This window comes from Fulvimonas sp. R45, assembly GCF_030504985.1.
Lineage (GTDB): Bacteria > Pseudomonadota > Gammaproteobacteria > Xanthomonadales > Rhodanobacteraceae > Rhodanobacter_A.
Window position 1 is genome coordinate 174,663 of sequence record NZ_JASERU010000007.1, and the last position, 23,396, is coordinate 198,058.

Annotated in this window: 21 protein-coding genes; 8 read left to right on the plus strand and 13 right to left on the minus strand. The window is 71.7% G+C overall.

The window, feature by feature from the left end:
• Positions 1 to 55 precede the first annotated feature (55 nt).
• Together QMK61_RS09100 and QMK61_RS09105 are read right to left on the minus strand one after the other, a co-directional pair.
• Positions 56 to 1,408, minus strand: coding sequence for a S41 family peptidase (locus QMK61_RS09100; RefSeq protein WP_302071878.1), 1,353 nt, complete (start codon positions 1,406 to 1,408; stop codon positions 56 to 58).
• A gap of 107 nt (positions 1,409 to 1,515) precedes the next feature.
• The gene (locus QMK61_RS09105) at positions 1,516 to 2,706 is read right to left on the minus strand and encodes a peptidoglycan DD-metalloendopeptidase family protein (RefSeq protein WP_302071879.1); all 1,191 of its coding nucleotides are present in this window, start codon (positions 2,704 to 2,706) and stop codon (positions 1,516 to 1,518) included.
• A 300-nt stretch (positions 2,707 to 3,006) separates the two neighbouring features.
• Between QMK61_RS09105 and QMK61_RS09110 the strand changes: the two genes are divergently transcribed.
• The 4 genes from QMK61_RS09110 to QMK61_RS09125 all read left to right on the plus strand — a co-directional run bounded on the left by QMK61_RS09110 (position 3,007) and on the right by QMK61_RS09125 (position 8,017).
• Positions 3,007 to 5,769: a TonB-dependent receptor gene (locus QMK61_RS09110; protein ID WP_302071880.1), complete on the plus strand. Its 2,763-nt coding sequence runs from the start codon at positions 3,007 to 3,009 to the stop codon at positions 5,767 to 5,769.
• 161 nt (positions 5,770 to 5,930) lie between these two features.
• A complete protein-coding gene (locus QMK61_RS09115) occupies positions 5,931 to 6,809 on the plus strand; it encodes a methylglyoxal synthase (RefSeq protein ID WP_302071881.1) in 879 nt (292 codons plus the stop codon).
• A gap of 4 nt (positions 6,810 to 6,813) precedes the next feature.
• Positions 6,814 to 7,581 carry an NRDE family protein gene (locus tag QMK61_RS09120; protein WP_302071882.1) on the plus strand — a complete coding sequence of 256 codons (768 nt, stop codon included), beginning with the start codon at positions 6,814 to 6,816 and terminating at the stop codon, positions 7,579 to 7,581.
• Between the two features lie 31 nt (positions 7,582 to 7,612).
• Positions 7,613 to 8,017 (plus strand): GFA family protein, encoded by a 405-nt coding sequence (locus QMK61_RS09125; protein ID WP_302071883.1) that lies wholly within the window; start codon positions 7,613 to 7,615, stop codon positions 8,015 to 8,017.
• Positions 8,018 to 8,021: 4 nt separating this feature from the next.
• Here the strand turns inward: QMK61_RS09125 and QMK61_RS09130 are convergent, their stop codons facing one another.
• On the minus strand, positions 8,022 to 8,423 hold the full coding sequence (locus tag QMK61_RS09130; protein ID WP_302071914.1) for a YchJ family protein: 402 nt from the start codon (positions 8,421 to 8,423) through the stop codon (positions 8,022 to 8,024).
• Between the two features lie 32 nt (positions 8,424 to 8,455).
• Complete coding sequence (locus QMK61_RS09135; protein WP_302071884.1) at positions 8,456 to 8,653, minus strand: hypothetical protein; 198 nt, start codon at positions 8,651 to 8,653, stop codon at positions 8,456 to 8,458.
• A gap of 188 nt (positions 8,654 to 8,841) precedes the next feature.
• Between QMK61_RS09135 and QMK61_RS09140 the strand changes: the two genes are divergently transcribed.
• A complete protein-coding gene (locus QMK61_RS09140; RefSeq protein WP_302071885.1) occupies positions 8,842 to 9,039 on the plus strand; it encodes an SHOCT domain-containing protein in 198 nt (65 codons plus the stop codon).
• Positions 9,040 to 9,050: 11 nt separating this feature from the next.
• Here QMK61_RS09140 and QMK61_RS09145 read toward each other — a convergent pair whose 3' ends face one another.
• The 5 genes from QMK61_RS09145 to QMK61_RS09165 all read right to left on the minus strand — a co-directional run bounded on the left by QMK61_RS09145 (position 9,051) and on the right by QMK61_RS09165 (position 14,260).
• Positions 9,051 to 9,629 carry an NnrU family protein gene (locus tag QMK61_RS09145; protein WP_302071886.1) on the minus strand — a complete coding sequence of 193 codons (579 nt, stop codon included), beginning with the start codon at positions 9,627 to 9,629 and terminating at the stop codon, positions 9,051 to 9,053.
• Positions 9,630 to 9,699: 70 nt separating this feature from the next.
• A complete protein-coding gene (locus tag QMK61_RS09150) occupies positions 9,700 to 10,260 on the minus strand; it encodes a HutD family protein (RefSeq protein ID WP_302071887.1) in 561 nt (186 codons plus the stop codon).
• A 192-nt stretch (positions 10,261 to 10,452) separates the two neighbouring features.
• Positions 10,453 to 12,555 (minus strand): ATP-dependent DNA helicase DinG, encoded by a 2,103-nt coding sequence (dinG, locus tag QMK61_RS09155; protein ID WP_302071888.1) that lies wholly within the window; start codon positions 12,553 to 12,555, stop codon positions 10,453 to 10,455.
• Positions 12,556 to 12,807: 252 nt separating this feature from the next.
• Entirely contained in the window at positions 12,808 to 13,554 is a 747-nt protein-coding gene (locus QMK61_RS09160) for a pteridine reductase (protein ID WP_302071889.1), read from the minus strand.
• Between the two features lie 55 nt (positions 13,555 to 13,609).
• Complete coding sequence (locus QMK61_RS09165) at positions 13,610 to 14,260, minus strand: hypothetical protein (protein ID WP_302071890.1); 651 nt, start codon at positions 14,258 to 14,260, stop codon at positions 13,610 to 13,612.
• Positions 14,261 to 14,415: 155 nt separating this feature from the next.
• On the opposite strand from QMK61_RS09165, the gene QMK61_RS09170 reads away from it, so the two are divergent.
• The 3 genes from QMK61_RS09170 (at position 14,416) to QMK61_RS09180 (ending at position 18,381) form a co-directional block, all read left to right on the plus strand.
• Positions 14,416 to 16,563 (plus strand): TonB-dependent receptor, encoded by a 2,148-nt coding sequence (locus QMK61_RS09170; protein WP_302071891.1) that lies wholly within the window; start codon positions 14,416 to 14,418, stop codon positions 16,561 to 16,563.
• 232 nt (positions 16,564 to 16,795) lie between these two features.
• On the plus strand, positions 16,796 to 17,989 hold the full coding sequence (locus tag QMK61_RS09175) for an SAM-dependent methyltransferase (protein ID WP_302071892.1): 1,194 nt from the start codon (positions 16,796 to 16,798) through the stop codon (positions 17,987 to 17,989).
• Positions 17,986 to 18,381, plus strand: coding sequence for a VanZ family protein (locus QMK61_RS09180; RefSeq protein WP_302071893.1), 396 nt, complete (start codon positions 17,986 to 17,988; stop codon positions 18,379 to 18,381). The genes QMK61_RS09175 and QMK61_RS09180 overlap by 4 nt, the downstream gene beginning before the upstream one ends.
• 28 nt (positions 18,382 to 18,409) lie before the next feature.
• Here QMK61_RS09180 and QMK61_RS09185 read toward each other — a convergent pair whose 3' ends face one another.
• The 4 genes from QMK61_RS09185 to QMK61_RS09200 are packed head-to-tail and all read right to left on the minus strand — an operon-like array spanning position 18,410 to position 23,320.
• Positions 18,410 to 19,624 (minus strand): multifunctional CCA addition/repair protein, encoded by a 1,215-nt coding sequence (locus QMK61_RS09185; RefSeq protein ID WP_302071894.1) that lies wholly within the window; start codon positions 19,622 to 19,624, stop codon positions 18,410 to 18,412.
• Between the two features lie 40 nt (positions 19,625 to 19,664).
• Positions 19,665 to 20,261 carry a cold shock domain-containing protein gene (locus QMK61_RS09190; RefSeq protein WP_302071895.1) on the minus strand — a complete coding sequence of 199 codons (597 nt, stop codon included), beginning with the start codon at positions 20,259 to 20,261 and terminating at the stop codon, positions 19,665 to 19,667.
• Positions 20,262 to 20,294: 33 nt separating this feature from the next.
• Positions 20,295 to 21,233, minus strand: coding sequence for a complex I NDUFA9 subunit family protein (locus QMK61_RS09195; RefSeq protein WP_302071896.1), 939 nt, complete (start codon positions 21,231 to 21,233; stop codon positions 20,295 to 20,297).
• Positions 21,230 to 23,320: a transglycosylase SLT domain-containing protein gene (locus QMK61_RS09200; RefSeq protein WP_302071897.1), complete on the minus strand. Its 2,091-nt coding sequence runs from the start codon at positions 23,318 to 23,320 to the stop codon at positions 21,230 to 21,232. Before QMK61_RS09200 ends, QMK61_RS09195 begins: the two co-directional genes overlap by 4 nt.
• Positions 23,321 to 23,396 lie beyond the last annotated feature (76 nt).

A 23,396-nucleotide genomic window follows, 5' to 3' on the forward strand; every position in this document is an offset into this window, starting at 1 on the left:
TCCTCGCGTTCGCCTTCTCACCCCGCAGGAGAGAGGGGCGGACGCAAGAAGCGCGTTATTTGACTGAAGCGCGGTTCAGCGCCAGCCCCTTGAGGATGTTCAACGCCTGCGACAGCGCATAGTCCTCGGTGGCCAGCTTGGCGCTCTGTGCGCTGCCGTCGTCGTCGACGCCGGCGGCGGTGTTCTGGTTGGCGAGGTGGTGCGGCAGGTCGGCCTCGGAACTGATCGGCTCGGGCGGCGTGTCGGCCACGCTGGCGGTGAGGTCGCCCAGGGCGATGTCGGGCCGGATGCCCTCGGCCTGGATCGAGGTGCCGTTGGGCGTGTAGTAGCGCGCGGTGGTGATCTTCACCGCGTGGTCGGCGTCCAGCGGCAGCACGGTCTGCACCACGCCCTTGCCGAAGGTGCGCTGACCCACGAGCAGCGCGCGGTGGTTGTCTTTCAGCGCGCCGGAGACGATCTCGGCGGCGGAGGCGGTGCCGTTGTTCACCAGCTCCACCATCGGCGCGCCATCGAGCAGGTCGCCCGGGTGGGCGGAGAAGCTGAGGTTGGCGTCGCGCAGGCGGCCGCGCGTGCTGACGATGGTGCCCGCGTCGAGGAAGTCGTCGCTGACCGCCACCGCGGCGGTCAGCAGGCCGCCGGGATTGTTGCGCAGGTCGAGCACGGCGCCCTTCTGCCTGCCGTGCTTGGCGATCAGCGCGCGCAGCTTCTTCTCCAGGTCGGCCGCGGTGTCCTCCTGGAACTGGCTGATGCGGATGTAGGCGTAGCCCGGCTCCAGCTCGCGCACCTTCACGCTGCTCACCGTGATCAGCTCGCGGGTGAGGGTGATGTCCACCGGCTTGTCGCTCTTCTCGTGCAGGATCGACAGCGTGATCTTGCTGCCCGGCTTGCCGCGCAACTGCTGGAACATGTCGTCGATGTTGTCGGCGTCGACCAGCTTGCCGTTCAACTTGACGATGACGTCGCCGGGCTTGATGCCGGCGCGCGCGGCGGGCGTGTCGTCGATCGGGGTGACGATGCGCAGTACGCCGTTGTCCTCCAGCACCTCGATGCCCAGGCCGCTGTACTGGCCGCTGGTGTCCTCGTCCAGGTCCTGCAGGCCCTGCTTGTCGAGGTAGGCGCTGTGCGGGTCGAGGTTGGCCAGCATGCCCTTGATCGCGGCGGTCATCAGGGTCTTGTTGCTGACCGGTTCGACGTAGGCCTGGTGGATGATCTGGTAGACCCGGGCGAAGTGGCGGATGTCGTCCAGGTCGGTCTGGTCCGCGGCCGCGCTGGAGCTGGCGCTGGCGGGCGCGTCGGCGCTGGCCGCAGGGGCGGGGGCCTCGTCGCCGCCTGCCTGCGGGGCGGTCTGCGCGCGCGCCAGCGGCGCCGCCAGCAGCAGGGCGATCAGGCTGAGGGTGGAAAACCGCATGCGAGGACTCCGCGAAAGGTGTAACGGGCGCCCGCTTGGACCACCGGCAGGCGCCGGAATTCAACCGGGTGGGGGCCTGCCTAGCCTGCGATGGCCGGGCCGGGCCGTCAACGCTGCCGGCGCAGCCAGCTGCGCGGGTCGACCGGCTTGCGGTCGTGGCGCAGCTCGAAGTACACGCCGGTGCTGCTGCTGGTGCTGGGCAGGGCGGTGCCCAGCACGGTGCCGGCCTGCACGGCGTCGCCGACGTCGTGCAGCAGGGTCTCGTTGTTGCCGTACATGCTCATCCAGCCATCGCCGTGGTTGACGATCACCAGCAGGCCGTAGCCGCGCAGGAAGTGCGCGTAGACCACCCGGCCGGCGGCCACCGCGTGCACCTCGCTGCCGGCCGGCGCGGCGATCAGCACGCCGTTGCCGTAGTCGTGCACCGCGCCGGAGGCGGGCCAGGGCAGGTCGCCGCGGATGTCGGCCACGCGGCCCTTCGGCGGCGGTGGCGCGTGCCGGGCGCGGGCCGCCGCGGCGGCGGCGCGGGCGGCCTCGTCGATGGCCTTCTGCAGCTTGCCCAGCAACTGGTTCAGCGACTGCTCGTTCTGCTTCATCGCCGCCAGCCGCTGGGCCTGGTCCCTGTATTGCGCGTCGGCCTGGCTGGCCAGCTTCTGCTGCACGGCGCGCTGCTGGCGCAGGGTCTTTTCCTGCGCCTGGCGTTGCGCGCGCTGCGCCTCGAGCGCCTGCTGCTCGGTGGCGATCGAGGCCTGCAGGTCCTGCAGCTTCGCCAGGTCGCCCATCAGCTCGCGCACCTTGCGGGCGCGGTCCTGCTGGAAATACTTCGAGTAGGCCAGCGCGCGGGCCACCCGCGCCACGTCGTCGCCGTCCAGCAGCACGCGCAGATCGGAGCCGCGGCCCAGTGCGTAGGTCGCGCGCAGCAGGTCGGCGATCGCGGCGCGCTGTGCGTGCAGTTTCTGCTGCAGGTCGGCGCGTTGCCGTTCCAGTGCATCCAGTTGCTGCTGCCTGGCGGCGATCTGCGCATCGGTCTCGCGCACGGCGCGCGCCGCCGCGGCCAGGGCCTCGGCCTGCTTCGCCAGGGTGGCGTCGAGGCTGTCGCGGCGCGCCGCGGTCTGCGCCTGTTCGTGCGCCAGCGCCTTCATCTTCTCGCGCACCTGGCTCAGCTTCTGCTGGGCCTGCGCCTGTTCGGAACGGGCCTGGTCGGCCTGGTGCGCCGCCGCCGGCACGACCGGCAGGGCGAGCAGGAGGCAGAGCAGCAGGCGGGTGCGTGGCGTCGGGAACGGGAAGACTGGCGGCATGCGGGGATTATCACCGAGCCGGGAGAGGCCCGCGAGGCGTGGTGGCCGGCGGCAGTGCGACGTGATTTGTAAGTTCGCGGTTTCGTGGAAGTAATGGACTTGTGAGGCCAGGCGCAAAGTGCTACGAATGCGCCTGCAGGCGGCCATTCCCCCGCTCACGTGGTCCCTGCCCATCCAGTCGCGAAGGGGTCCCCACCCTCTTCTCCGTTCGTCTGTCCATGCCGGTCCCCTTCCGGATGACTCCAATTCGAGACTTGAGCGATCGCAGTATCTCCTTCTAATGGGGTGGAGGTTATGTCGATGAATCGCAACAAGCTTTCCCTTGCCTTGGCAGCCCTGCTGCTCGCGCCTGCCGCCACGGCCCTGGCGCAGGACGCTTCGACACCCGCCGGCACGCCGGCGCAGAAGCAGGACAACGCTCAGAACGCCAAGCAGTTGCAGACCGTCACGGTCACCGGCTCGGCGCTGCCGCGCATCGACGCGGAGACGCCTTCGCCGGTGACCGTGATCACCGCGCAGCAGATCCAGCGCAGCGGCCTGACCACGCTGTCCGACGTGGTGCGCGCGGTCTCGGCCGACAACAGCGGCTCGGTCCCCAACGCGTTCAGCAACGGCTTCGCCGCCGGCTCGTCCGGCGTGGCCCTGCGCGGCCTCACGGTGAACTCTACCCTGGTGCTGATCGACGGCCACCGCAACGCCAACTACCCGGTGTCCGACGACGGCCAGCGTTCGTTCGTCGATCTCAACACCATCCCGCTGGCGGCGGTGGAGCGGATCGAGGTGCTGAAGGACGGCGCCTCCTCGCTGTACGGCGCAGACGCCATCGCCGGCGTGGTCAACGTGATCCTGCGGCCCGGCTTCAAGGGCGTCGAGGCCACCGCCGACGTGGGCACCTCGCAGCACGGCGGCGGCTTCACTCGCAAGGCCACCCTGCTGGCCGGCGGCGGCGACCTGGACACCGACCACTACAACGCCTACATGAGTGTGCAGTACGAGAAGGACAACGCGATCTGGGCCCGCGACCGCGACTTCCCGTTCAACACCACCGACCTCAGCTCGATCGGCGGACCCGGCCTGGGCGGCGCGCCCGGCCGGGCCGGGGGCACGGACGGCGCGATCAAGCCGAGCGACGGCAGCGGCCTGTGGCAGCCGCTGCGCGCCTGCACCACCGGGCCGCTGGTCACCGATCCCAAGAACGGCAGCTGGTGCCGCTACGACGCGGCCAACCTGTACGGGCAGGTGCAGCCGGAAATGGAGCAGGGCGGCATCTACGGCCGCTTCACCGTCAAGCTCAACGACACCACCAAGGCCTACCTGTCGGCCAGCTACAACGAGGCCAGGACCTGGGCGCCGCGCGGCCCGCGCGCGATCCAGACCAGCACGCCCAACAACACCAACAACATCACCCTGCCGGTGGGCAACCCGTCCAATCCGTTCGCGGTGCCGGCACTGATCAGCTACAACTTCGGCGACATTCCCGACGGCTTCAACTACGACAACCACGTCGCCCGCGTGGTGGGCGACGTGGCCGGCACGGCAGGCGATTGGAACTACGATGCCGCGCTGGTGATCAACCACGCCTGGCTGGACACCAAGCAGTACGGCTACATCAGCTACCAGGGCCTGATGGACGCCATCAACAGCGGCACCTACAACTTCGCCAACCCGGCGGCCAACTCGGCGGCGGTGCGCGCCTCGCTGGCGCCGGGCTACGACAAGACCTCCACCACCGACATGGACACGCTGGACCTCAGCGCCAGCCGCGAGCTGTGGGACCTGCCGGGCGGCCCGATGGGCCTGGGCCTGGGCGCGCAGTTCCGCCACGAGGCGCAGAACGATCCCACGCTGAACCCGAACTTCGAGTTCCAGGGCCTGGGCAACGCGCAGACCAAGGGCAGCCGCGACATCAGCGGCGTCTACGCGGAAGTGGACATGCCGCTGCTGGAGTCGCTGGAACTCGACGCCTCCGGCCGCTTCGACCACTACACCGACGTCGGCAACAACTTCTCGCCCAAGATCGGCATCAAGTACAAGCCCACCGACTGGCTGGCGCTGCGCGGCACCTATTCCAAGGGCTTCCGCGCGCCATCGTTCGCCGAGAACGGCTCCAGTTCCACCCAGGGCTTCGTGACCTATACGCCGCCGCCCGATTTCCAGAAGGCGCACGGCAACAACGCCTACGTGCTGCCCTACGCCCTCTCGGAGTACACCCTGGCGAACAAGAACATCAAGCCGGAAAAGGCGAACAGCCTGACCTTCGGCGTGGTGCTGCAGCCGGCGGACTGGCTGAGCGCCTCGCTCGACTACTACAACATCAAGAAGTCCAACAACATCGTGGCGGCCGACACGTCCTCCGCGCTGGCCAACTACTACGCCGGCCTGCCGCAGGCACCGGGCGTGACGGTGGTCCCCGACCTGCCCGACCCGGACCACCCCGGCGCGCTGCCGCGCCCGGCCGAGATCATCGGCTCCTACCTCAACGCGAACGAGCTGAAGACCACCGGCGTGGACCTGGACGTGCAGGCGCGCTTCACCTTCGCCAACAGCTGGCAGTACATCAGCGAACTGACCGGCACGCAGATCTTCCAGTGGAAGATCCAGTTCGCCGACGGCAGCACGCAGTCGTACGTGGGCACGCAGGGGCCGTACAACCTGTCCTCCGGTGCCGGCACGCCGCGCAGCCGCGCCTCGTGGGCGAACACCCTGGTGGCCGGGCCGCTCACCGTCACCGGCACGCTGTACTACACCAGTGGCTACAAGGAGACCGCCGCGGACGTGGGCGTGCTGGGGCTGTACGACGGCGACTGCCTCAGCACCACGCCGGACGGCTTGAACTTCCCGTCGAGCTGCCATGTCGGCGCGTTCTACGACTTCGACCTCACCGGCAGCTACGCCTTCAACGACCACTTCAGCCTCACCGCCTCGGTGATGAACGCGTTCGACCGCAAGCCGCCGTTCGACCCCGCCAACTACGCCGGCGCCGGCATCAACTACAACCCCACCTGGTCGCAGGCGGGCTTGGTCGGCCGCTTCTACAACCTGGGCGTGAAGCTGAAGTTCTGAACGGGCCGCGTACGCACCGGGCGCGCCGGCGGACGGCGCGCCCGCTTTTTATGCCGGATGCGACTGAGCGGACGCTGGCCGCCGCGCGCGATGTCGCCCAGAATGCGACGTGCCGCGCCACGGACGCGGCGCGACCCGCGGAGACACGAGGAGGCAACCCGATGCGCATGGGCCTGGCCGCCAACCGGCGCCACCACAGCCACGACGACGGCGCGCTGTTCCGCTGGCTGCGCGCCTGCGAGGCGGGCATCCGCGAGCTGCGGCTGGAACTGCACGCGGTGGGCCGCACCCACGACGCGATCCGCCGCATCGGCCTGTTGCAGGACTACCCCCCGCTGCGCCGCTATCCGTACGGACGCGAGGGCGGCCTGATGAAGCTGGTGGCCGAGGTGGTCGGGCTGGAGGACGCCGCGCGCACGCTGGACGGCGCGATCTACCTGATCGACCCGGTCGACCCGTCCTCGGTCTTCCCCGAGGCGGCGGCGCTGAAGCGCCAGTGCGTGATCCACGGCAAGCCGTTCGTCTCCACCGTGGCCTCGGCGCGCGACTGGGTGGAAATGGAGCGCATCCACGCCGGCCTGCCGCCGGACCCGGGCGCCGACGAGCTGTACGCGCCGGAGCGGCGCACGCTGGCGCTGATCGCCCACGACGCGCTGAAGCCGCAGATGCTGGCCTACGCCGCCGAACACTTCGACCTGCTCTCGCGCTTCGCCCGCCGCGTGGCCACTGGCACCACCGGCCAGCGCCTCAACGAGTTGGCGTGGAGCCGCGGCTGGCCCGAGGGCCAGCCGTGGGTCGACCGCTACCGGAGCGGCCCGATGGGCGGCGATGCGCAGATCGCCGACCTGGTGCTGGAACGCCGCTGCCAGCGCGCGATCTTCTTCGAGGACCCGCACGTGGCGCGCCAGCACGAGGCCGACATCCAGCTGCTGGAACGCGCGGTGACCACGCGCAGCGACGAGACCGTGTGCATGACCTCGCCCCGCGTGGCCGCGCGCTGGGCCGAGGCGGCGGGCCTTCGCGCCGCGCGGCGGGCCTGAGGCCATGTGCCTGATCGCCTTCGCCTGGCACGCACACCCGCGTTGGCGGCTGCTGCTGGCCGGCAACCGCGACGAGTTCCATGCCCGTCCCAGCGCCGCGCTGGCGCGCTGGGCGGACCTGCCGATCGTTGGCGGGCGCGACCTGGAGGCCGGCGGTACCTGGCTGGGCGTCACCGACGCGGGACGCTGCGCCGTGGTCACCAACGTGCGCGACCCGCGCGATCCGCAGCTCGGCGCCTCGCGCGGCCTGCTGGCCACGGACTACCTCGCCGGCGGTGCGGATGCCACCGCGCATGCCGCCGCGCTGTGCGCACGCGCCGCGGACTACCGCCCGTTCAACCTCCTCACCTTCGATGCGCAGGCGGCGTTCTACCTCGGCAATCGCCCCGGGTCGCGCGCGCAGGCGGTGGCGCCGGGCGTGCACGGCCTGTCCAACGCGGATTTCAATACGCCATGGCCGAAGACGCGCGCGCTGATGGCGCGGCTGCAGGACTGGGTCGAAGCCGGTGGCGAGGATGACTTCGCGCCGCTGTTCGATGCCCTGGCCGACGAGCGCCCCGCGCCCGACGACGCGCTGCCCGACACCGGCGTGGGGCTGGAGCGCGAGCGCTTGCTCTCCAGCGCCTTCATCCGTGGCGAACGCTACGGCACACGCGCCAGCACCGTGGTGGCGATCGGCCACCACGGCCATGGCCGGATCGTGGAGCGGCGCTTCGGGCCGGGCGGGCGGTTCGAGGGCGAGACGGCGCTGCGCTTTGGCAGCGTTGGGTAGGTTTCCAGTCCATCGCCGACGCGAGGTCGCCATGACGAACCGGGTCGCTTCCTGCTGTTGCGGACAGTTGAGCATCGAGGTGCGGGGCGAAACCCTGGGTGCCGGCATCTGCCATTGCCTGGCCTGCCAGCGTCGCACCGGCAGCGTGTTCGCCGCGCTGGCCGCCTATGCCGCGCCGTGGAAGGTGACCGGCACGGCGACCGAATACGTGCGCACCGGCGACCGGGGCGCGTCGTTCCGTTTCCGCTTCTGCCCGGTCTGCGGCAGCACGGTCTTCCATACCGAGGAAGGCGACGACAGCATCGTGATGGTGGCGGTGGGCGCGTTCGCCGACCCGGCGTTCCCGCCGCCGCAGGATTCCGTCTACGAATGCCGGCGGCATGCCTGGGTGCGCCTGCCCGAAGGCGTGGCGCATTTCGAACGGGATCCGGACTGAGCCCTCAGGCCTCCGGGAATTCCCCATCCACGTAGAACCAGCGCCCGCCCTCGCGCACGAAGCGGCTCACCTCGTGCATGCGCTGGGCCTTGCCGCCGCTGTAGCGCAGGCGTGCGACGAACTCCACCGTGGCACGGTCGCCCGCCGCCTCGTGGCGCTTCACGTCCAGGCCCAGCCAGGTCGGCACGGGCTGCTGGGCGGCGAGCTTCAGGTGCGCGGGCCGGGTGGACGGATGCCAGGTGGCCAACAGGTAGTCCTCGCGCTTCAGCACGTAGGCGCTGTAGCGCGAGCGCATCAGCGCTTCGGCGTCGGGCGCGGCCACGCCGTCGTGCAGCGGGCCGCAGCAGCGCGCGTAGCCGGCGCCGTTGCCGCAGGGGCAGGGCGTGAGCGTGTCGACGGCGCGCAAGGGCTGGATGACGGCCTCCGACACCGGCCGCTTCAGGCCGGCCGCCCGCGCAGCACGCGTGCGGGCAGCATCAGCAGGGCGCCGAGGAAGGCGAACACCGCGCCCACCGTGATCCCCACCAGCCGCAGCGGCAGGCACAGCAGCCACACGATCGGATACAGCACCAGCGCCAGCAGCGCCAGCGGCCAGCAGAACACCAGCAGCAACATCCAGAGCAGGAAAGCGGCCATGTCGCGACCTCGCGGGGGAGGGAAGGATGCGGCGGACTCTAGCGCAGTGGCGCTGGCGCGTACATGAGCCGGCGATGTAGGCCGGCGCCGACTGACAGCCGACAGGGTCCGGTTTATGCTGCGCGCCCCGCGCCGCCAATCCGGGCGCCGCGGGACGTTCACTTGAATACGGAGTACGAGCAATGGGAATGGACGGCCTCTTTCACTGGCTCATCCTGGCTGTGCCGGTCGCCATTATCGCGCTGGTGGTGCGCTTGGTGCGGCGGGCTTCCCGCGGCGCTTCCAGCGAAGCGCGCCTGCGCGAACTGGCGGCGCTGAAGGCACGCGGCCTGGTGACCGAATCGGAATACGAGCGGCAGCGCCGGGCCATCATCGGCGACGTCTGATCCGGCGCCCGTCAGGCCATCGGGTTCACCCCGATCAGCAGCACGTGCAGCCAGAACGCGAACAGCGCCCACAACACCGCGCCTGCCACCAAGGCGATCGTATCGCCGCGGACGGTGCCCGCCGGGTACACCGTGCTCTCGCGGCGGTCGCGCCGCCGCGCGGCGGCGAACAGCACCACGCTCCACAGCAGGAACGCACCGAACAGCACCACGTCGTGCAGCATGCCGGTGGCGAGCAGGTGGCCGAAGGCCCACACCTTCACCGCCAGCGTCTGCGGGTGGTGCAGCTTCGCCTTGAGGTGGTTGCGCGGCACCCGCGCCGCCGCCAGCAGCACGAACGCGACCAGGGTGAACAGCGCATTGAGGTGGCGCAGCCACATCGGCGGCACGTACAGCAGCACGGGATGCCGGCGCGCCAGCCCGAAACCCCAGCAGATCAGCACCAGGCCGGCGACCGCGCCCAGCGAATACAGCAGCTTCCAGCGCTTCTCGCCCAGCCGCGCGACCTGCCGGCTGCGCCAGTCGTAGGCGAAGATGCGCAGCGAGTGCAGGCCCAGGAAGACCAGCAGGCCGAGGATCAGCACGGACATCGCGAGGGACCCCGTTGGCGTTGGCTCGCCGAGTATAGGCTGCCCCGTCGCCGCACTGGAGTGACAATCGTCAGGTCGCGTCTTCGATCCGGACGGCCAGCGCCACTGCACCGGGCAGCAGTTCCAGCGCGGACGGCACGCCGGGCGACGGCCGCCAGGCATCGCCCGGCCGCAGCATCTCCCCGGCGACGGCGATCGCGCTGCGCGCGCAGTACACCAGCGCCACGCCGGCCTCGGGCACGCTCGGGCCGGCGTCCCGCCATACCTCGATACCGCCGCGCACGCGGCCCCGGCGCAGCATCAGGTTGAAGTCGCGGGTGGGACCGCCGGCCAGCGCGACGTCCACCTGCGCCTCGCCGGGGAACGCGAACGGCGCGAACGGCACGGTCAGCGCGTGCGTGCGAACGCCGTCCAGCGTCATCGTGAAGCCGGCGCCGTCGAGCAGCACGATGCTGCGGTCGATGCCGGGGAAGGCGGAGAACGGCGCGGCGCTGTCCACCTCGGCCATGCTGACGCGCCACAGGAAGTCGTCCATGCCGACGCCGGGCGGATGGACGGCCAATTCGCGGGTGTGGCCCAGGCCATTCTTCCAGGGGCGAGGCGGGCAGTCGTCGAGGCGGAGGATGGGCATGGCTGGTCAGGTCGGTGGAATGGTTTGCGCCTTCCCCTGCGTGCAGGGGGAGGTTGGGAGGGGGTCCAACCTCGCGGCGAGGTTGCCTACCCCTCCCCGGCCCTCCCCTGCACGCAGGGGAGGGAGAAAAACCGGGCGGTGCTCTCGTTCGCCCCTCCTCCTGCGGGACGGAGGGAGCGATGCAACGAGCCTTCACGCCGCCCGTTCGATCACCCGCCGGAACGGCGGCAGCGCGCGCAGCATGCCGGCGCCGTAGCGCTTGGTGACCACGCGGCGGTCCAGCAGCACGATGCGGCCGGTGTCGTTCTCGTTGCGGATCAGGCGGCCGCAGTACTGCGTGAGCAGGCGCGTGGCCTCGGGCACGCTGACCTCGATGAACGGGTTGCGCCCGCGCGATTCCAGCCACTCGGCGTAGGTGGCGCCGACCGGGTCGGTGGGCACCGCGAACGGGAGCTGGGTGATCACCACCGTCTCGCACAGCTTGCCGGGCAGGTCCAGGCCCTCGCCGAACGAGGCCAGCCCGAACAGCGTGCCGCCCTTGCCGGCCTCGACGTCGGCGATGTGCTCGGCGATCAGCTGCGCCTTGCCCAGCGAGCCCTGCGCCCGCACCCGGCGCACCTTGTCGATGGGCAGCAGCTGCAGCACGCGGTCGAGCTTGGCGCGCGAGGTGAACAGCACCAGGTTGCCGCCGTCCCAGTCGAGGTTCGCGGCGAGCCAGTCGCTGATCTCCTGCGCGTGCTCCTCGCGCGCGTCGGGCAGCGCGCGCATCAGCGGCACTTCCAGTTGCGCCTGCGCGGCGAGGTCGAACGGCGAGGGCAGGCTCAGCGTCACCGCGTCGTCGGGCAGGCCCACCGCGTCGGCGAAGCCGCGGAAATTGCCGCCCGCGCTCAGCGTGGCCGAGGTCATCACCACGGCGCTGGCGTTGCCCCACAGCACCTGGCGCAGCAGCCCGGCGGCGGATACGGCCGAGGCGTGGCAGACCAGTTGCCGGTCGCCGGACAGGGTGACCCAGCGCGCCAGCGGCGGCGCGTCTTCACCGTCCTCGCGGGCCCATGCGCGCCAGGTGGCGAGCTGGGTGCCGATGCGTTCCAGGCCCATGCCCAGCTCGCGCGACAGCGCCTCCTGGGTGGGACCGCCCTCGCTCATCTCCACCACCGCGCGGCGCACCGCGACCAGCCAGCGTTGCACCTCGCCGGTGAGCAGCTCGAGCAGGCGCGCCTGTTCCACCCAGGCGTCCGGCAACTGGCCGAGCGAGCCGCGGTAGACCGGTTCGATCTCGTCCGGCGCGGGCATCCAGGCGAGGCGGATGGCCTTTTCCAGTTCCTCCAGCGCATCGCTGAGTTCCTGGAGTTTCGCGTCGCCGGCGTCGAGCGCGAGCTTGCCGAGCACGTCCTTGTCGGTGAGCGAGTACGCCGCGTGCACCTGCCGGCCGAGGCGGCTCAGCTGGCGCACGGCGGCGGTCATGTAGACCTCCGAGGCGCCGCGGTCGACCGCCTTGCCCGGCACGTGGTGGCCCTCGTCGAACACGTACAGCGTGTCCTCCGGCCTAGGCAGGATTACGCCGCCGAAGCCATCCTGCCCGCTGGGCATGGTGAGGTCGGCCAGCACCAGGTCCTGGTTGGCGACCACGATGTCGGCGTCGCCGATCGCGCGGCGCGCGGCGAACAGCGGGCAGACCATGAAGTGCGCGCAGCGGCGGCCGGTGCAACCGCCGGAGGTGGTGGTGACCATCGGTCGCAGCAGGTCGCCCACCGGCACCGGCGCGCGGTCCATGTCGCCGTCCCACTCGTTGCGGTCGAACGCGGCGACGAGCCGGTTCAGCGCCTGCTTGTCGCGCTCGGCCGGGGGCTTGGCCCACAGCGCCAGGTCGTTGTCCAGGCCGAGGCCGAGCTGGGCCGGCTCGGCCAGGCTGCCGGCAGCCATGCGCAGGTTGCGCAGGCACAGGTAGCGGCCCATGCCCTTGGCCAGCGCCACCTTGGCGGCGACGCCATTGAACTTGAGGTAGAGCGGGATGTCGCGTTCGACCAGCTGTTCCTGCAGCGCCACGGTGGCGGTGGCGATCAGCAGCTTCTTCTTCTGCGCGCGGGCGACCTCGTGGCCGGCGATCAGGTAGGCCATCGACTTGCCGGTGCCGGTGGGCGCCTCGATCACCGCCGCGCCGCCTTCGGTCGCCAGCGCCTTGGCGACTTCCGCGATCATCTTCCCCTGCGCCGCGCGCGGACGGAAGCCGGGCAGGCCGTCCTTCAGGCGCGCATAGGCGGCGCGGATGGCGTCCTTGGTGGCGTCGGTGAGCATGCGTACATGATAGGGCAGCGGAGGCACCGGCTTCCCGGCTCGTCAGCGAACCTCGGTCTGCGCCCACTGCTTTCCTGCCGCTGGATGCGCTCCTCCCCCTGCGTGCAGGGGAGGGAGTTGCCTCGCTTCCCCTTCGGGGGCAGACGGCAGTCTTTGTCCACACGCCTGTTTGCCGATCTTCGGTGCAAGCGCCTGACCGGCATCAACACCTATTCCGGACAGCAGTGCGCCTGCGCCGGAATGGCGGGCGGGTCACACCGACAGCGTGCGCCCCCCGTCCACCGGCAGGATCTGCCCGGTGACGAACGGCGCGTCGCGCAGCAGCCACAACACCGCGCCGGCGACATCCTCCGGCGAGCCGGTGCGTTGCAGCGGCGTGCGCGCCAGCAGCGCGGCCTGGTCGGCATACGGCTTGCCGTCGCCGGGCCACAGCACCGCGCCGGGGGCCACGCCGTTGACGCGCACCTCGGGTGCCAGGTCCAGCGCCAGCGCGCGCGTCATCGCCGCCAGCGCGGCCTTGGCCATGCAGTAGACCGGATGGCCGGCGAGCGGGCGCGCGGCGTAGATGTCCACCAGGTTCACGATGCCGCCGCGCGCCGCGCGCAGCGCCGGCGCGGCGGCCTGGGCGAGGAAGAACGGGGCGCGCGCGTTGGCGGCGAACAGGTCGTCCCATTGCGCCTGGGTGGCCTGGCCCAGCGGGGTGGGATAGAACGCCGAGGCGTTGTTGACCAGCGCGTCGAGCCGACCGGCCTGCGCCAGCAGGGTGTCCATCAGCGCCGCGGGTGCATCGGGATCGGCCAGGTCGGCCTGCAGCACGAGGGTGCTGCCGGCGCGCGCGCGTTCCAGTTCGGCGGCCAGCGCCTCGGCCTCGGCCACCGAGCGGCGGCAATGCAGCGCCAGGTCGTAGCCGGCCGCATGCAGGCGGCGCGCGATCACCGCGCCCACCCGCTTGCCGGCGCCGGTGACCAGGGCGAGCGGGCGCTCGTGGCGTGGCTTCATGCGGGACTCCTGGCGGCGGAACGGGCGGCCAGCTTGCCGCAAAGCGGACGGGGCGTCATCCGCGCGGCGGCGCGGCGGCAGCCTCCGCATCGATGCCGAAGCCGTCTTCCATCAGCGCGATAGCGCTGGCCGCCACCTGGCGGGTGTCGTACCAGGCGTAGGCGCCCACGCCCAGCGCGCCCACCACCGGCATCCAGCGCGACAATCCCTCGCCCAGCGCGCGGCGGCTGAGCTTCACCCCGATCTGCCGCGCCAGCCGTTCCAGCATGCCCTGCGACAGGCGGCGGAACAGCAGCCGGTCGCCCATGCGCACCGCCACGTCGCGGAACGCCTGCGCCGCGGTGTGGCGGAACAGGCACCACAGCATCTGCTCGCGTCCCAGTTCGGCGTGGCGGCCGTAGGCGGCCGCGATGTCGCTGACCAGTTGGGCCTGGATGCGCCAGATCGCCAGCAGCTCGGGCAGCACGGTAAGCCAGCCCAGCGGTCCCGGCGGCAGCGCCAGCGAGCCCGCGGTCAGCGCGGCGCGGCGCGCGGCCTGCTCGGTGAGGCGGCGCGCGGTGATGCCCGGTGCGGCGCTGCCGGCGACGTGGCTGGCGGGAACGTGGGCGACGAAGTCGAGGATCGCCTGGGTCACCCGCCCGGTGGCTTCGTCCTGGCCGATCACGGCGGGCAACGGGTCGCGGGCGGGCGGCATGGCCTTGGTCATCGCGGTCCTCGGGCGAAGGGCAACGGGGCAATGTTAGGGCGACGGCCGTGAAGAGCGACGGAACGGGAGCATGACTTTCGGGACAGGCAGGGGTGGGCGGCAAGTTGGTAACGTTATAACATTACATCATTCGTCCCCTGTCTCCCGGAACCCGCATGAAGCCCAAGCCGCTTGCCCTGAGCCTCGCCCTTGTCCTGGCCGCCACTACCGCGCCTGCCGCGGCCGGCGACGCCACGTCCACCGCCGCCGCGGGCACGGACACCATGCCGCCGTCGCAGGTGAAGCAGCTCGGCACGGTCGATGTCTCTGCGGCGCTGGACCAGGCGCGCAACGCGCTGTCGCCCGACACCGGCTCCAGCCAGTACGTGATCGACCAGAAGGCGATCGCGCAGCTGCCGCTGGGCGACTCGACGCCGCTCAACCAGGTGATCCTGCAGGCGCCGGGCGTGGTGCAGGATTCCTACGGCGGCCTGCACGTGCGCGGGGACCACGCCAACCTGCAGTACCGCATCGATGGCGTGATCGTGCCCGAGTCGATCTCCGGCTTCGGCCAGACCCTGGACGCGCGCACCATCCAGAGCGTGAAGCTGCTCGACGGCGCGCTGCCCGCGCAGTACGGCCTGCGCACCGCCGCGGTGGTGGACATCACCACCAAGGGCGGCCGCCAGCTCGGCAACGGCGGTAGCGTGGGCGTCACCGGCGGTTCGTTCGGCACGCTCAACCCGAACGCCTCGATCTGGGGCAGCGACGACCGCTGGAGCTGGTTCCTCACGGCGAACTACCTGGAGAGCGACGTGGGCGTCGAGAATCCCACGTCCAGCCGCAAGCCGATCCACGACCACACCCACCAGGTGAAGGCGTTCGGCGACCTCTCCTACCTGATCAACGACGACACCCGCCTCAGCTTCATGTTCGGCATGGCCAACAGCCGCTTCCAGATCCCGAACAACCCGGGCCAGGAGCCGGCCTTCGGCTACCTCGACCGGACCGGTTTCGACTCGGCCGACCTCGACGAGCGCCAGCGCGAGCAGACCCGCTTCGGCGTGCTCTCGCTGCAGGGCAAGCTGGGCGCCACCGACTACCAGGTCTCGCTGGGCCAGCGCTATTCCAGCCTCGACTTCACGCCCGACCTGGTCGGCGACCTGATGTTCAACGGCGTGGCCTCCGCCATCGCGCGCAGCAACCGCGCCAGCACGCTGCAGGCCGACTTCGCCACCCCGCTGGGCGACCGCCACACCCTGCGCTATGGCGTCTACGGCAGCTTCGAAAGCGCGCCCAGCCGCAACGACGCCTGGGTGTTCCCGGCCGACGCCGACGGCAGCCAGACCAGCACCACGCCGGTCAACATCCTCGACGGCAACCGCATCACCGCGAAGACCTGGTCGGCCTACGTGCAGGACGAATGGAGCATCGGCGACAAACTGACGGTGAACTACGGCCTGCGCGGCGACGTGTACAAGGCCTTCCGCACCGAAAGCCAGCTCAGCCCGCGCCTCGGGCTGGTCTACCAAGCCAGCGACAGCACCGTGCTGCACGCCGGCTACGCGCGCTACTTCACGCCGCCGGCCACCGAGGCGATCACCACGGCGAACATCGCCAAGTTCGACGGCACCACCAACGCGCTGCCCGACAACGGCAACAACACGCCGCTGGCCGAGCGCAGCGACTATTTCGACGCCGGCATCCAGCAGCACGTCGGCGACTCGCTCACGCTCGGCCTGGACACCTACTACCGCAAGGTGAGCCGCTTGCAGGACGAGGGCCAGTTCGGCGCCGCGCTGGTGTATTCCACCTTCAACTACGCCAGGGGCCGCATCAAGGGCGCGGAATTCACCGTCAACTACGACCACGGCCCGTTCAGCGCCTACTTCAACCTGGCCGCCAGCCGCGCGATGGGCACGCGGGTGATCACCAGCCAGTACAACTTCGACCCCGACGACCTGGCCTACGTGGCCGACCACTGGATCTTCCTCGACCACGACCAGGCGTTCTCCTCCTCCGGCGGCGTCAGCTACGCCTTCGGCGACGGCACCCGCGTCGGGGCGGACTACCTGTTCGGCAGCGGCCTGCGCAAGGACGGCGACGTGCCGAACGGCGCCTCGCTGCCGTCCTACTTCCAGCTCAACCTCAGCCTGTCGCACGACTTCAGCTTCGCCGGCACCGGCAAGCTGCATACCCAGCTGGCGCTGATCAATGCGCTGGACCGGACCTACGAGCTGCGCGACGGCAGCGGCATCGGCGTGGGCGCGCCGCAGTTCGGCCCGCGCCGCGGCGTGTACCTCAGCCTGCAGAAGGATTTCTGATCCTGCCTTGCTCCCTCTCCCCTCCGGGGAGAGGGCCGGGGTGAGGGGCCAACCTCGCGAAAACCTGTTTCACCGTTCGCGTCGAACGTAGCTCGCGCCAGCGAGCGGAGTCGAAACGCCCTTCGACTCCGGCCCTTGCGGGCCTACGCTCAGGGTGAACGGCGTAGGGGAAGACGACGGCCCCTCCCGGCGCATCGGCTATCCTTGCCCCTTTGCCGAACCCGCCGCCCGCATGCCCTCCCGCCTCCCCGAACCCGGCGCCGACGAACGCGCCCACTCCGACCGCCTGCTGGCGCACCTGCGCGAGCTGATCGCCGCGCATGGCCCGCTGTCGTTCGCGCAGTACATGGAGCGTTGCCTGTACGCGCCCGGGCTGGGCTACTACAGCGCCGGCACCACCAAGTTCGGCGCAGCCGGCGACTTCGTCACCGCGCCCGAGCTGGGTGGGCTGTTCGCGCGCTGCGTGGCCAGCGCATTGCAGCCGGTGCTGGCGATGCTGGGCGACGGGGCGGATTTCCTGGAGCTGGGCGGCGGCAGCGGCGCCTTCGCGGAAGCGGCGCTGAAGGCCTTCGCCGCCGAGGGCCCGCTGCCGCGCCGCTACCTGATCCTGGAGCCCAGCGCCGACCTGCGCGAACGCCAGCGCGAGCGCCTCGCCGCCGCACTGCCGGCGGAACTGGCGGCGCGCGTCGAGTGGCTGGACCGTCCGCCCGAACAGCCCTGGCGCGGCGTGCTGTTCGCCAACGAGGTGATCGATGCGCTGCCCACCACGCGTTTCGCGATGAAGGGCGGCGAGGTGTACGAGGAGCACGTGGTGCTGGACGGCGAAGGCGCGCTCACGCGCATCGACCGCCCCGCCGACGCGCTGGTGGCCGGCGCGGTGCGCCACGTCGAGCGTGACCTCGGCGCGGACCTCCCCGACGGCTACCGCTCCGAGATCCTGCCGCAGCTGCCGTACTGGATGCAGGCGATCGCCGGCACGCTGGAGGCGGGCGCGATGCTGTTCGTCGACTACGGCTACGTGCGCCGCGAGTTCTACCTGCCCGAGCGCCGCGACGGCACGCTGATGGCGCATTACCGCCACCACGCCCATGGCGACCCGCTGTGGCTGCCGGGCCTCAACGACCTCACCGCCTCGGTGGACTTCACCGCACTGGCCGAGGCCGGCAACCAGGCGGGCTTCGGCGTGGCCGCCTACCTGCCGCAGGCGCAGTTCCTGATCGGCGCCGGCCTGCAGCAGGCCTTCGAGGACGCCCATGCGCAGGCCGCGGACGAGACCGCGCGCTACCGCCTCGCGCAGGAAGTGAAGCGGCTCACCCTGCCGGACCGGATGGGCGAGCGCTTCCAGGCGATGCTGTTCGCGCGCGGCCTGGGTGCGCTGCCGCTGCCCGCCGAACTGCTCGCCGCCGACCAGGGCGGGCGGCTGTGAGCGAAGCGCCGCGGCGCCTGCGCTGGCACGTGGCATGGACGGTGCTGGGCGTGCTGCTGATGGCGTGGACACTGTGGATGGCGCTGACGCCCGACCCCGGCATCGCGCTGGATTTCCCGCAGGGCGACAAGCTGCTGCACGCTTTCACCTTCACCTGCCTGATGGGCTGGTGGGGCAACGTCCACCACGGTCGCCGCGGCCGGATCGGCAGCGCCCTGCTGTGCCTGGGCTTCGGCGTCTTCATCGAGTTCGCGCAATGGCTGGACCCGCCGCGTGACGCCGACGCCTTCGACGTGCTGGCCGACGCGGTCGGCATCGCGCTGGCATGGCTGCTGCTGAAGACGCCGCTGGCCAACGTGCTGGCGGGCGTGGAGCGCATGCTGGCGCGATAGCCTGCGTGGCGGCCTGCACCGGCCGCGGTCACGCCGCCGCGATGGCCGCGATGCGCGCACGTTCCATCGCCGCGCCGATGGCCGGCCCTTGCAGGCCCTTCGCCACGAACGGCGCGGCCGTCACCGCGGCGGCGGCGTCGCGTGCGCGGCGCAGCCGGTCGGCCTGCGGGTAGTCGTCGCGCGCGTGGCCCAGTCGGCCGCGCTTGTCCGCCAGGCAGGCGGCGAGGAAGGCCTCCAGCCGCTCGGGGCGGCGCAGCGCGTCCAGCGCGGCGAGCAGCTTCAGCACGGTGGTCGGCTTCAGCTCCAGCGCACGGTGTGCATTGAGATGCTCGCGACAGACGATCTCGGCCAGCGCCGCGTGTTCCGTCGGCACCTTCAGGCGCGCCGCCAGCGCACGCAGCGGCGCCACGCCGCGCTGCTCGTGGCCGATGTGGCGCGGCAATGCGTCGACCGGGGTCAGCGCCTTGCCGAGGTCGTGCGCCAACGCGCAGAAGCCCACCAGGTCGTCGCCCGGCGCAAGCGCGGCGGCGGCGTCCAGCACCATCTCGACGTGGATACCGGTGTCGACCTCGGGGTGGAATTCGGCGCGCTGCGGCACGCCATACAGCGCGTCGACCTCGGGGAACAGCACGCGCAGCGCGCCGGCCTCGCGCAGCACGCGCAGGAAGGCGGATGGCCGCGGCTCGGCCAGCGCCTTGCGCGTCTCCGCCCACACCCGTTCCGGCACCAGGTGGTCCACCTCGCCGTCGGCGACCATCCGGCGCAGCAGCGCCATGGTCTCGTCCGCCACGGTGAAGCCCAGCGGCGCGAAGCGCGCGGCGAAGCGCGCCACGCGCAGCAGCCGCACCGGGTCTTCCACGAAGGCGGGCGAGACGTGGCGCAGCACGCGCGCCTCGAGGTCGCGCACGCCGCCGTGGGGATCGACCAGCGCGCCGTGCTCGTCCTCGGCGATGGCGTTGATGGTGAGGTCGCGTCGCGCCAGGTCCTGCTCCAGCGTCACCGTGGGATCGGCCTGGAACACGAAGCCGTGGTAGCCGCGCCCGCTCTTGCGCTCGGTGCGCGCCAGCGCGTATTCCTCGCCGGTGTCGGGGTGCAGGAACACCGGGAAGTCCTTGCCCACCGGCCGGTAGCCCAGCGCCAGCAGATCCTCCGGACGCGCGCCTGTCACCACGTGGTCGTGGTCGACCACCGGCCGCCCCAGCAGCTTGTCGCGGACCGCGCCGCCGACGAGATAGATGCGCATGCGCGGATTGTGACATGCCGGCCGCGCCGACCGGACGACGTCAGTGGAAAGGATCATTGCCGTCTGGCGCCCCGCACCACTGCTGTTCGCAGGGCTCGCCGTCACCGTCGCCATCCATTTGCGCGCCCGGGCAATATTTCAGGAAATACTTGGCTTCGGCACAGGAGTGCATCTGCGAGCAACGGGTGCGGCCATCGCAACTGAAGTCCGGGAGCGACGCCGTCGCGTGCGTCGAGTTGGTAGGAGATGAGGCGGGAGGCTTGTACTGCCCGAAACGGTTGTAGCCGTAGCCTCCGAGTGCGATAGCCAGGAGCAGGCCGAAAGTGCCAGTGAGCGAAACGGTGTCGTGCTTGCGGCGAGGCTGGCGGTCGCGGGTGCGTGGGCGTCCCCGGGGTGGCGGGTGCCGGCCCGGGCGTGTGATGCTCAACGCACGCTTGCGTCCTTGTGCGTCGGTATCGATCTCGAAGGATACCGGTTCACCGACACTCGGGCGCCGACCGTCGCGCGGAAAGGCGCTGACGTGGACGAAGACTTTCTCCAAGCCTTGCACTGGCGTGATGAAGCCGAAGCCGCGCTCGTCGTTCCATGCCGTCAGCGTGCCGTGCGTACGTGTCGTGGGGCTGGGCGTGGCGGGCATGGTTCAGGATGGGATGGAAGCCGTGGTGGGCGCTCAGCGCACCGCGCGTCGCGTCGCGTCCAGCCGGCGCTGACGTGCGGGGCCGTGCAGCAGCACCGGCAGCCACGGCGTGAACGGCTGCGGGCGGAGGCCGAGCGCGGCGTAGCCGTCGACCTTGCCCACCGAATCGGTGCGCAGGGTGCGGAAGTTGTCGAGCGAGAACGGGGTGCCGGGCAGCAGGCCGGCGAGCTGCGCCTGCAGGCGGCCCAGGCCGTCGGGCAGCGGCAGGATCGGCGTGCGCAGGCCGGCGGTGTCGCGGATCGCCTTCACGATGTCGCCCAGGGCGAGCACTTCCGGGCCGTAGAGTTCGTAGCTGCGGCCGCGCGTGGCGTGTTCCTCGCGCACACAGCGGGCGATCGCCGCGGCCACGTCGCCGGCCCAGGTCGGCGCCAGCCGCGCGCGGGCGCGCGCCAGCGGCAGCACCGGCAGGCGCCGCAGCAGGGTGGCGAAGCGGTTCACCAGGCCGTCGCCCTCGCCGAAGATCACGCTGGGCTGGTAGATCGTCCACGCCAGCCGCGAGCCTTTCACCAGCGCCTCGGCCTCGCCGCGCGTCTTGAGGTAGTTCGACAGGCCCTGGCCGGCCTTCAGCGCGCTCATCTGGTGCAGGCGCGGCACGCCGGTATCGACGCAGGCGGCGATCAGCCGGCGGGCCAGGTCCACGTGCGCCCGGCGGAAGCTGTGCGGGCCGGACGGGTTGAGGATGCCGACCAGGTTGATCGCCGCGTCGGCGCCGCCCAGCGCCGTGCGCAATGCCGCGTCATCGTAGACGTCGGCGCTGCGCACGTGCACGCCGGGCAGCACGCCGAGCGCGCGGTGGCGCTCGCGGTTGCGCGACAGCACCAGCACCCGGTGGCCGTCGGCGGACAGGCGCGGCAGCAGGTGGCGACCGACGAAGCCGGTGCCGCCGAGCACGACCAGGCGCCGCGCCGTCATGGCCGCGGCGCGCTGGCGGCGCGGGCCGGCGCGGCGGTGCTGCGCGCGGCGGCCGGGGTTTCGTCGGCAGGACAGGCCACGGTCTTGCGCGAGGCCTGGACGTCCGGACGGCTGGACGGCTGCGGATCGGTCGCGCCGGTGTAGGCCGGCATGCGCGCGCTCACCGGCAGCGCGTCGCCGTGCAGGCGCCAGTCGTAGATCACGCTGAAGGCCATCACCCGGGCCACGTATTCGCGGGTCTCCTTGAACGGGATGGTGGCCACGAACAGGTCGGGGTTGAGGCTGCCGCGCGCGTCCAGCCAGCGGTCGACCCGGCCGGGCCCGGCGTTGTAGGCGGCGGTGGCCAGCCACGGCGCGCCGCCGAAGCGCGCGGCCAGCTGGGCCAGGTAGCGCGTGCCCAGCGCGATGTTGGTGGCGGGGTCGTACAGGCTGTCGCCGCCGTTCCAGGCCAGGCCGTTGCGGCGCGCCACCAGCGCCCCGGTGGCGGGCACCAGCTGCATCAGGCCGCGCGCGTCGGCGCCGGAGCGCGCGTCGCTCATCCACGCGCTTTCCGCGCGCAGGATGCCGTAGGCCCAGGCCGGGTCGATGCCGGCCTGCCCGGCCTGCGCGCCCATGCCGTCCTGGCGCGCCAGCGGGAAGCGCCAGGCGTAGTAGCGCAGCATGTCGCCGTGGTTGAAGGTGAACACCGCGCGGTCGTACCAGCCCCGGCGGGTGGCGAGGTCGGCGGCCAGCTGCAGGGTGGTGGCGTCGGCGCCGGCCAGGGCGAGCGTCCATTCGCGGCGGGCGTAGCGCGGCAGGTCCACCGCGTACAGCTCGAACGCGCGGCGCAGGCCGGGCGTCGCCAGCAGGTCCTGTTCGCGCTGCGGGTCGGAAGCGGGTTCCAGCGGGCAGATCGCGTAGGGTGCGCCGATGCGGTCGGCGGCGAGGAAGCCGAAGTAGCTGGGCTGCCGCGCCAGCGCCTCGTACAGCGGCTGGGCCTGCGCGGCGCGGCCCAGTTCGCCCAGCGCGCGGGCGCGAAAGTAGCGCCATTCCTCGTCGTCCTGCTGGCTGGCGGGCATCGCCTCGATGGCGGCCAGCACGGCGCGCCAGTCCTGCTTCGCCAGCGCCACGCGCACGCGCCATTCGCGGGTGGAGTCGTCCTGCACGGCGGGCGGCAGCGCGGCCAGCCGGGCCAGCGAGCCGGGATCGAAATCGGTGGCGTGGTACAGCGCCAAGGCGTAGCGCACGGCATCGCGCTGGGCGGCGTCGAAGCGGAAGCGCGTGCGCAGCGCCTGCCAGGCGCTGTCGGCGGCATCGGTATCGCGGCGCGCCAGCTGGCGCAGCGCGAGCGCGACGGCCTGGCGGCTGCGGCGGGTATCGGGCCAGTGCGTGGCGGCCTTCGTCGCGGCCGCGGGATCGCGCAGCGCCTGCGCCAGCCGCTGTGCCTCGGCGCTTTCGCCTTCAGGCAGCCAGGTGGCGAGCGCGGCCACCGTGCCGCCTTGGCCGGCGTCGGCGGCGCGATCGATGCGTGCCCACAGCCGGGCCGGCCTCAGCAGGCCCTGGTCGTGCGCCGCCGCCAGCACGGGATCGCAGGCGTTCGGCAGGCTGGGGCGCTGCCACAGCTCGGCCAGGTCGCGCTGGAAATCCAGCGCCGCGCCGCCGGCCAGCTTCGCCTGCAGCGCGTCGCAGGCGAGCGAGGTGTTGATGCCGGGCCGGTACAGCGCCATGAAGCCGGTCCAGTCCTTGCGCCGCGCCAGTTCCTCCAGGAACGCGCGGCGCAGGTCCTGCGCGGGGACCAGGTCGGGGTATTGCTGCAGGTAGGCCTGCACGGCGGGCCGCTGCGTGGTGCGGAGGTCGTGTTCCAGCGCGGCGGCGGGCAGGTAGGGATAGAGCGGGTAGTCATGCAGGCCGGCGGCCAGCGCGCGCCAGCCGTCGCCGCCCTGCTGGCTGGCGGCGGCCCAGGCCTGGCGGAAGGCGGCGCGCTGCTGCGCGAGCTGCGTGTCGGTGGCGTTCGTCGACTGGGCGCCGGCGCTGCCGGCGAGCAGCGCGCCGGCGAGCAGCGCGAGCAGGCGGGGGATGCGGCGCGGGGCGGGGACGGGGGCGAACATGGGAGCTCCTGCAGGTGTTCCCGCCCGAGTGTAATTCATGCGCCGTACCGGGCCGGCGCGGGTGCGCCTGCTAAGC

What these genes read in the sequence shown, in the direction of transcription:
- QMK61_RS09100 (WP_302071878.1), bottom strand. Translation starts at nt 1,408, where the DNA reads ATGCGGTTTTCCACCCTCAGCCTGATCGCCCTGCTGCTGGCGGCGCCG.
- QMK61_RS09105 (WP_302071879.1), bottom strand. Translation starts at nt 2,706, where the DNA reads ATGCCGCCAGTCTTCCCGTTCCCGACGCCACGCACCCGCCTGCTGCTC.
- QMK61_RS09110 (WP_302071880.1), top strand. Translation starts at nt 3,007, where the DNA reads ATGAATCGCAACAAGCTTTCCCTTGCCTTGGCAGCCCTGCTGCTCGCG.
- QMK61_RS09115 (WP_302071881.1), top strand. Translation starts at nt 5,931, where the DNA reads ATGCGCATGGGCCTGGCCGCCAACCGGCGCCACCACAGCCACGACGAC.
- QMK61_RS09120 (WP_302071882.1), top strand. Translation starts at nt 6,814, where the DNA reads ATGTGCCTGATCGCCTTCGCCTGGCACGCACACCCGCGTTGGCGGCTG.
- QMK61_RS09125 (WP_302071883.1), top strand. Translation starts at nt 7,613, where the DNA reads ATGACGAACCGGGTCGCTTCCTGCTGTTGCGGACAGTTGAGCATCGAG.
- QMK61_RS09135 (WP_302071884.1), bottom strand. Translation starts at nt 8,653, where the DNA reads ATGGCCGCTTTCCTGCTCTGGATGTTGCTGCTGGTGTTCTGCTGGCCG.
- QMK61_RS09140 (WP_302071885.1), top strand. Translation starts at nt 8,842, where the DNA reads ATGGACGGCCTCTTTCACTGGCTCATCCTGGCTGTGCCGGTCGCCATT.
- QMK61_RS09145 (WP_302071886.1), bottom strand. Translation starts at nt 9,629, where the DNA reads ATGTCCGTGCTGATCCTCGGCCTGCTGGTCTTCCTGGGCCTGCACTCG.
- QMK61_RS09150 (WP_302071887.1), bottom strand. Translation starts at nt 10,260, where the DNA reads ATGCCCATCCTCCGCCTCGACGACTGCCCGCCTCGCCCCTGGAAGAAT.
- dinG (WP_302071888.1), bottom strand. Translation starts at nt 12,555, where the DNA reads ATGCTCACCGACGCCACCAAGGACGCCATCCGCGCCGCCTATGCGCGC.
- QMK61_RS09160 (WP_302071889.1), bottom strand. Translation starts at nt 13,554, where the DNA reads ATGAAGCCACGCCACGAGCGCCCGCTCGCCCTGGTCACCGGCGCCGGC.
- QMK61_RS09165 (WP_302071890.1), bottom strand. Translation starts at nt 14,260, where the DNA reads ATGACCAAGGCCATGCCGCCCGCCCGCGACCCGTTGCCCGCCGTGATC.
- QMK61_RS09170 (WP_302071891.1), top strand. Translation starts at nt 14,416, where the DNA reads ATGAAGCCCAAGCCGCTTGCCCTGAGCCTCGCCCTTGTCCTGGCCGCC.
- QMK61_RS09175 (WP_302071892.1), top strand. Translation starts at nt 16,796, where the DNA reads ATGCCCTCCCGCCTCCCCGAACCCGGCGCCGACGAACGCGCCCACTCC.
- QMK61_RS09185 (WP_302071894.1), bottom strand. Translation starts at nt 19,624, where the DNA reads ATGCGCATCTATCTCGTCGGCGGCGCGGTCCGCGACAAGCTGCTGGGG.
- QMK61_RS09190 (WP_302071895.1), bottom strand. Translation starts at nt 20,261, where the DNA reads ATGCCCGCCACGCCCAGCCCCACGACACGTACGCACGGCACGCTGACG.
- QMK61_RS09195 (WP_302071896.1), bottom strand. Translation starts at nt 21,233, where the DNA reads ATGACGGCGCGGCGCCTGGTCGTGCTCGGCGGCACCGGCTTCGTCGGT.
- QMK61_RS09200 (WP_302071897.1), bottom strand. Translation starts at nt 23,320, where the DNA reads ATGTTCGCCCCCGTCCCCGCCCCGCGCCGCATCCCCCGCCTGCTCGCG.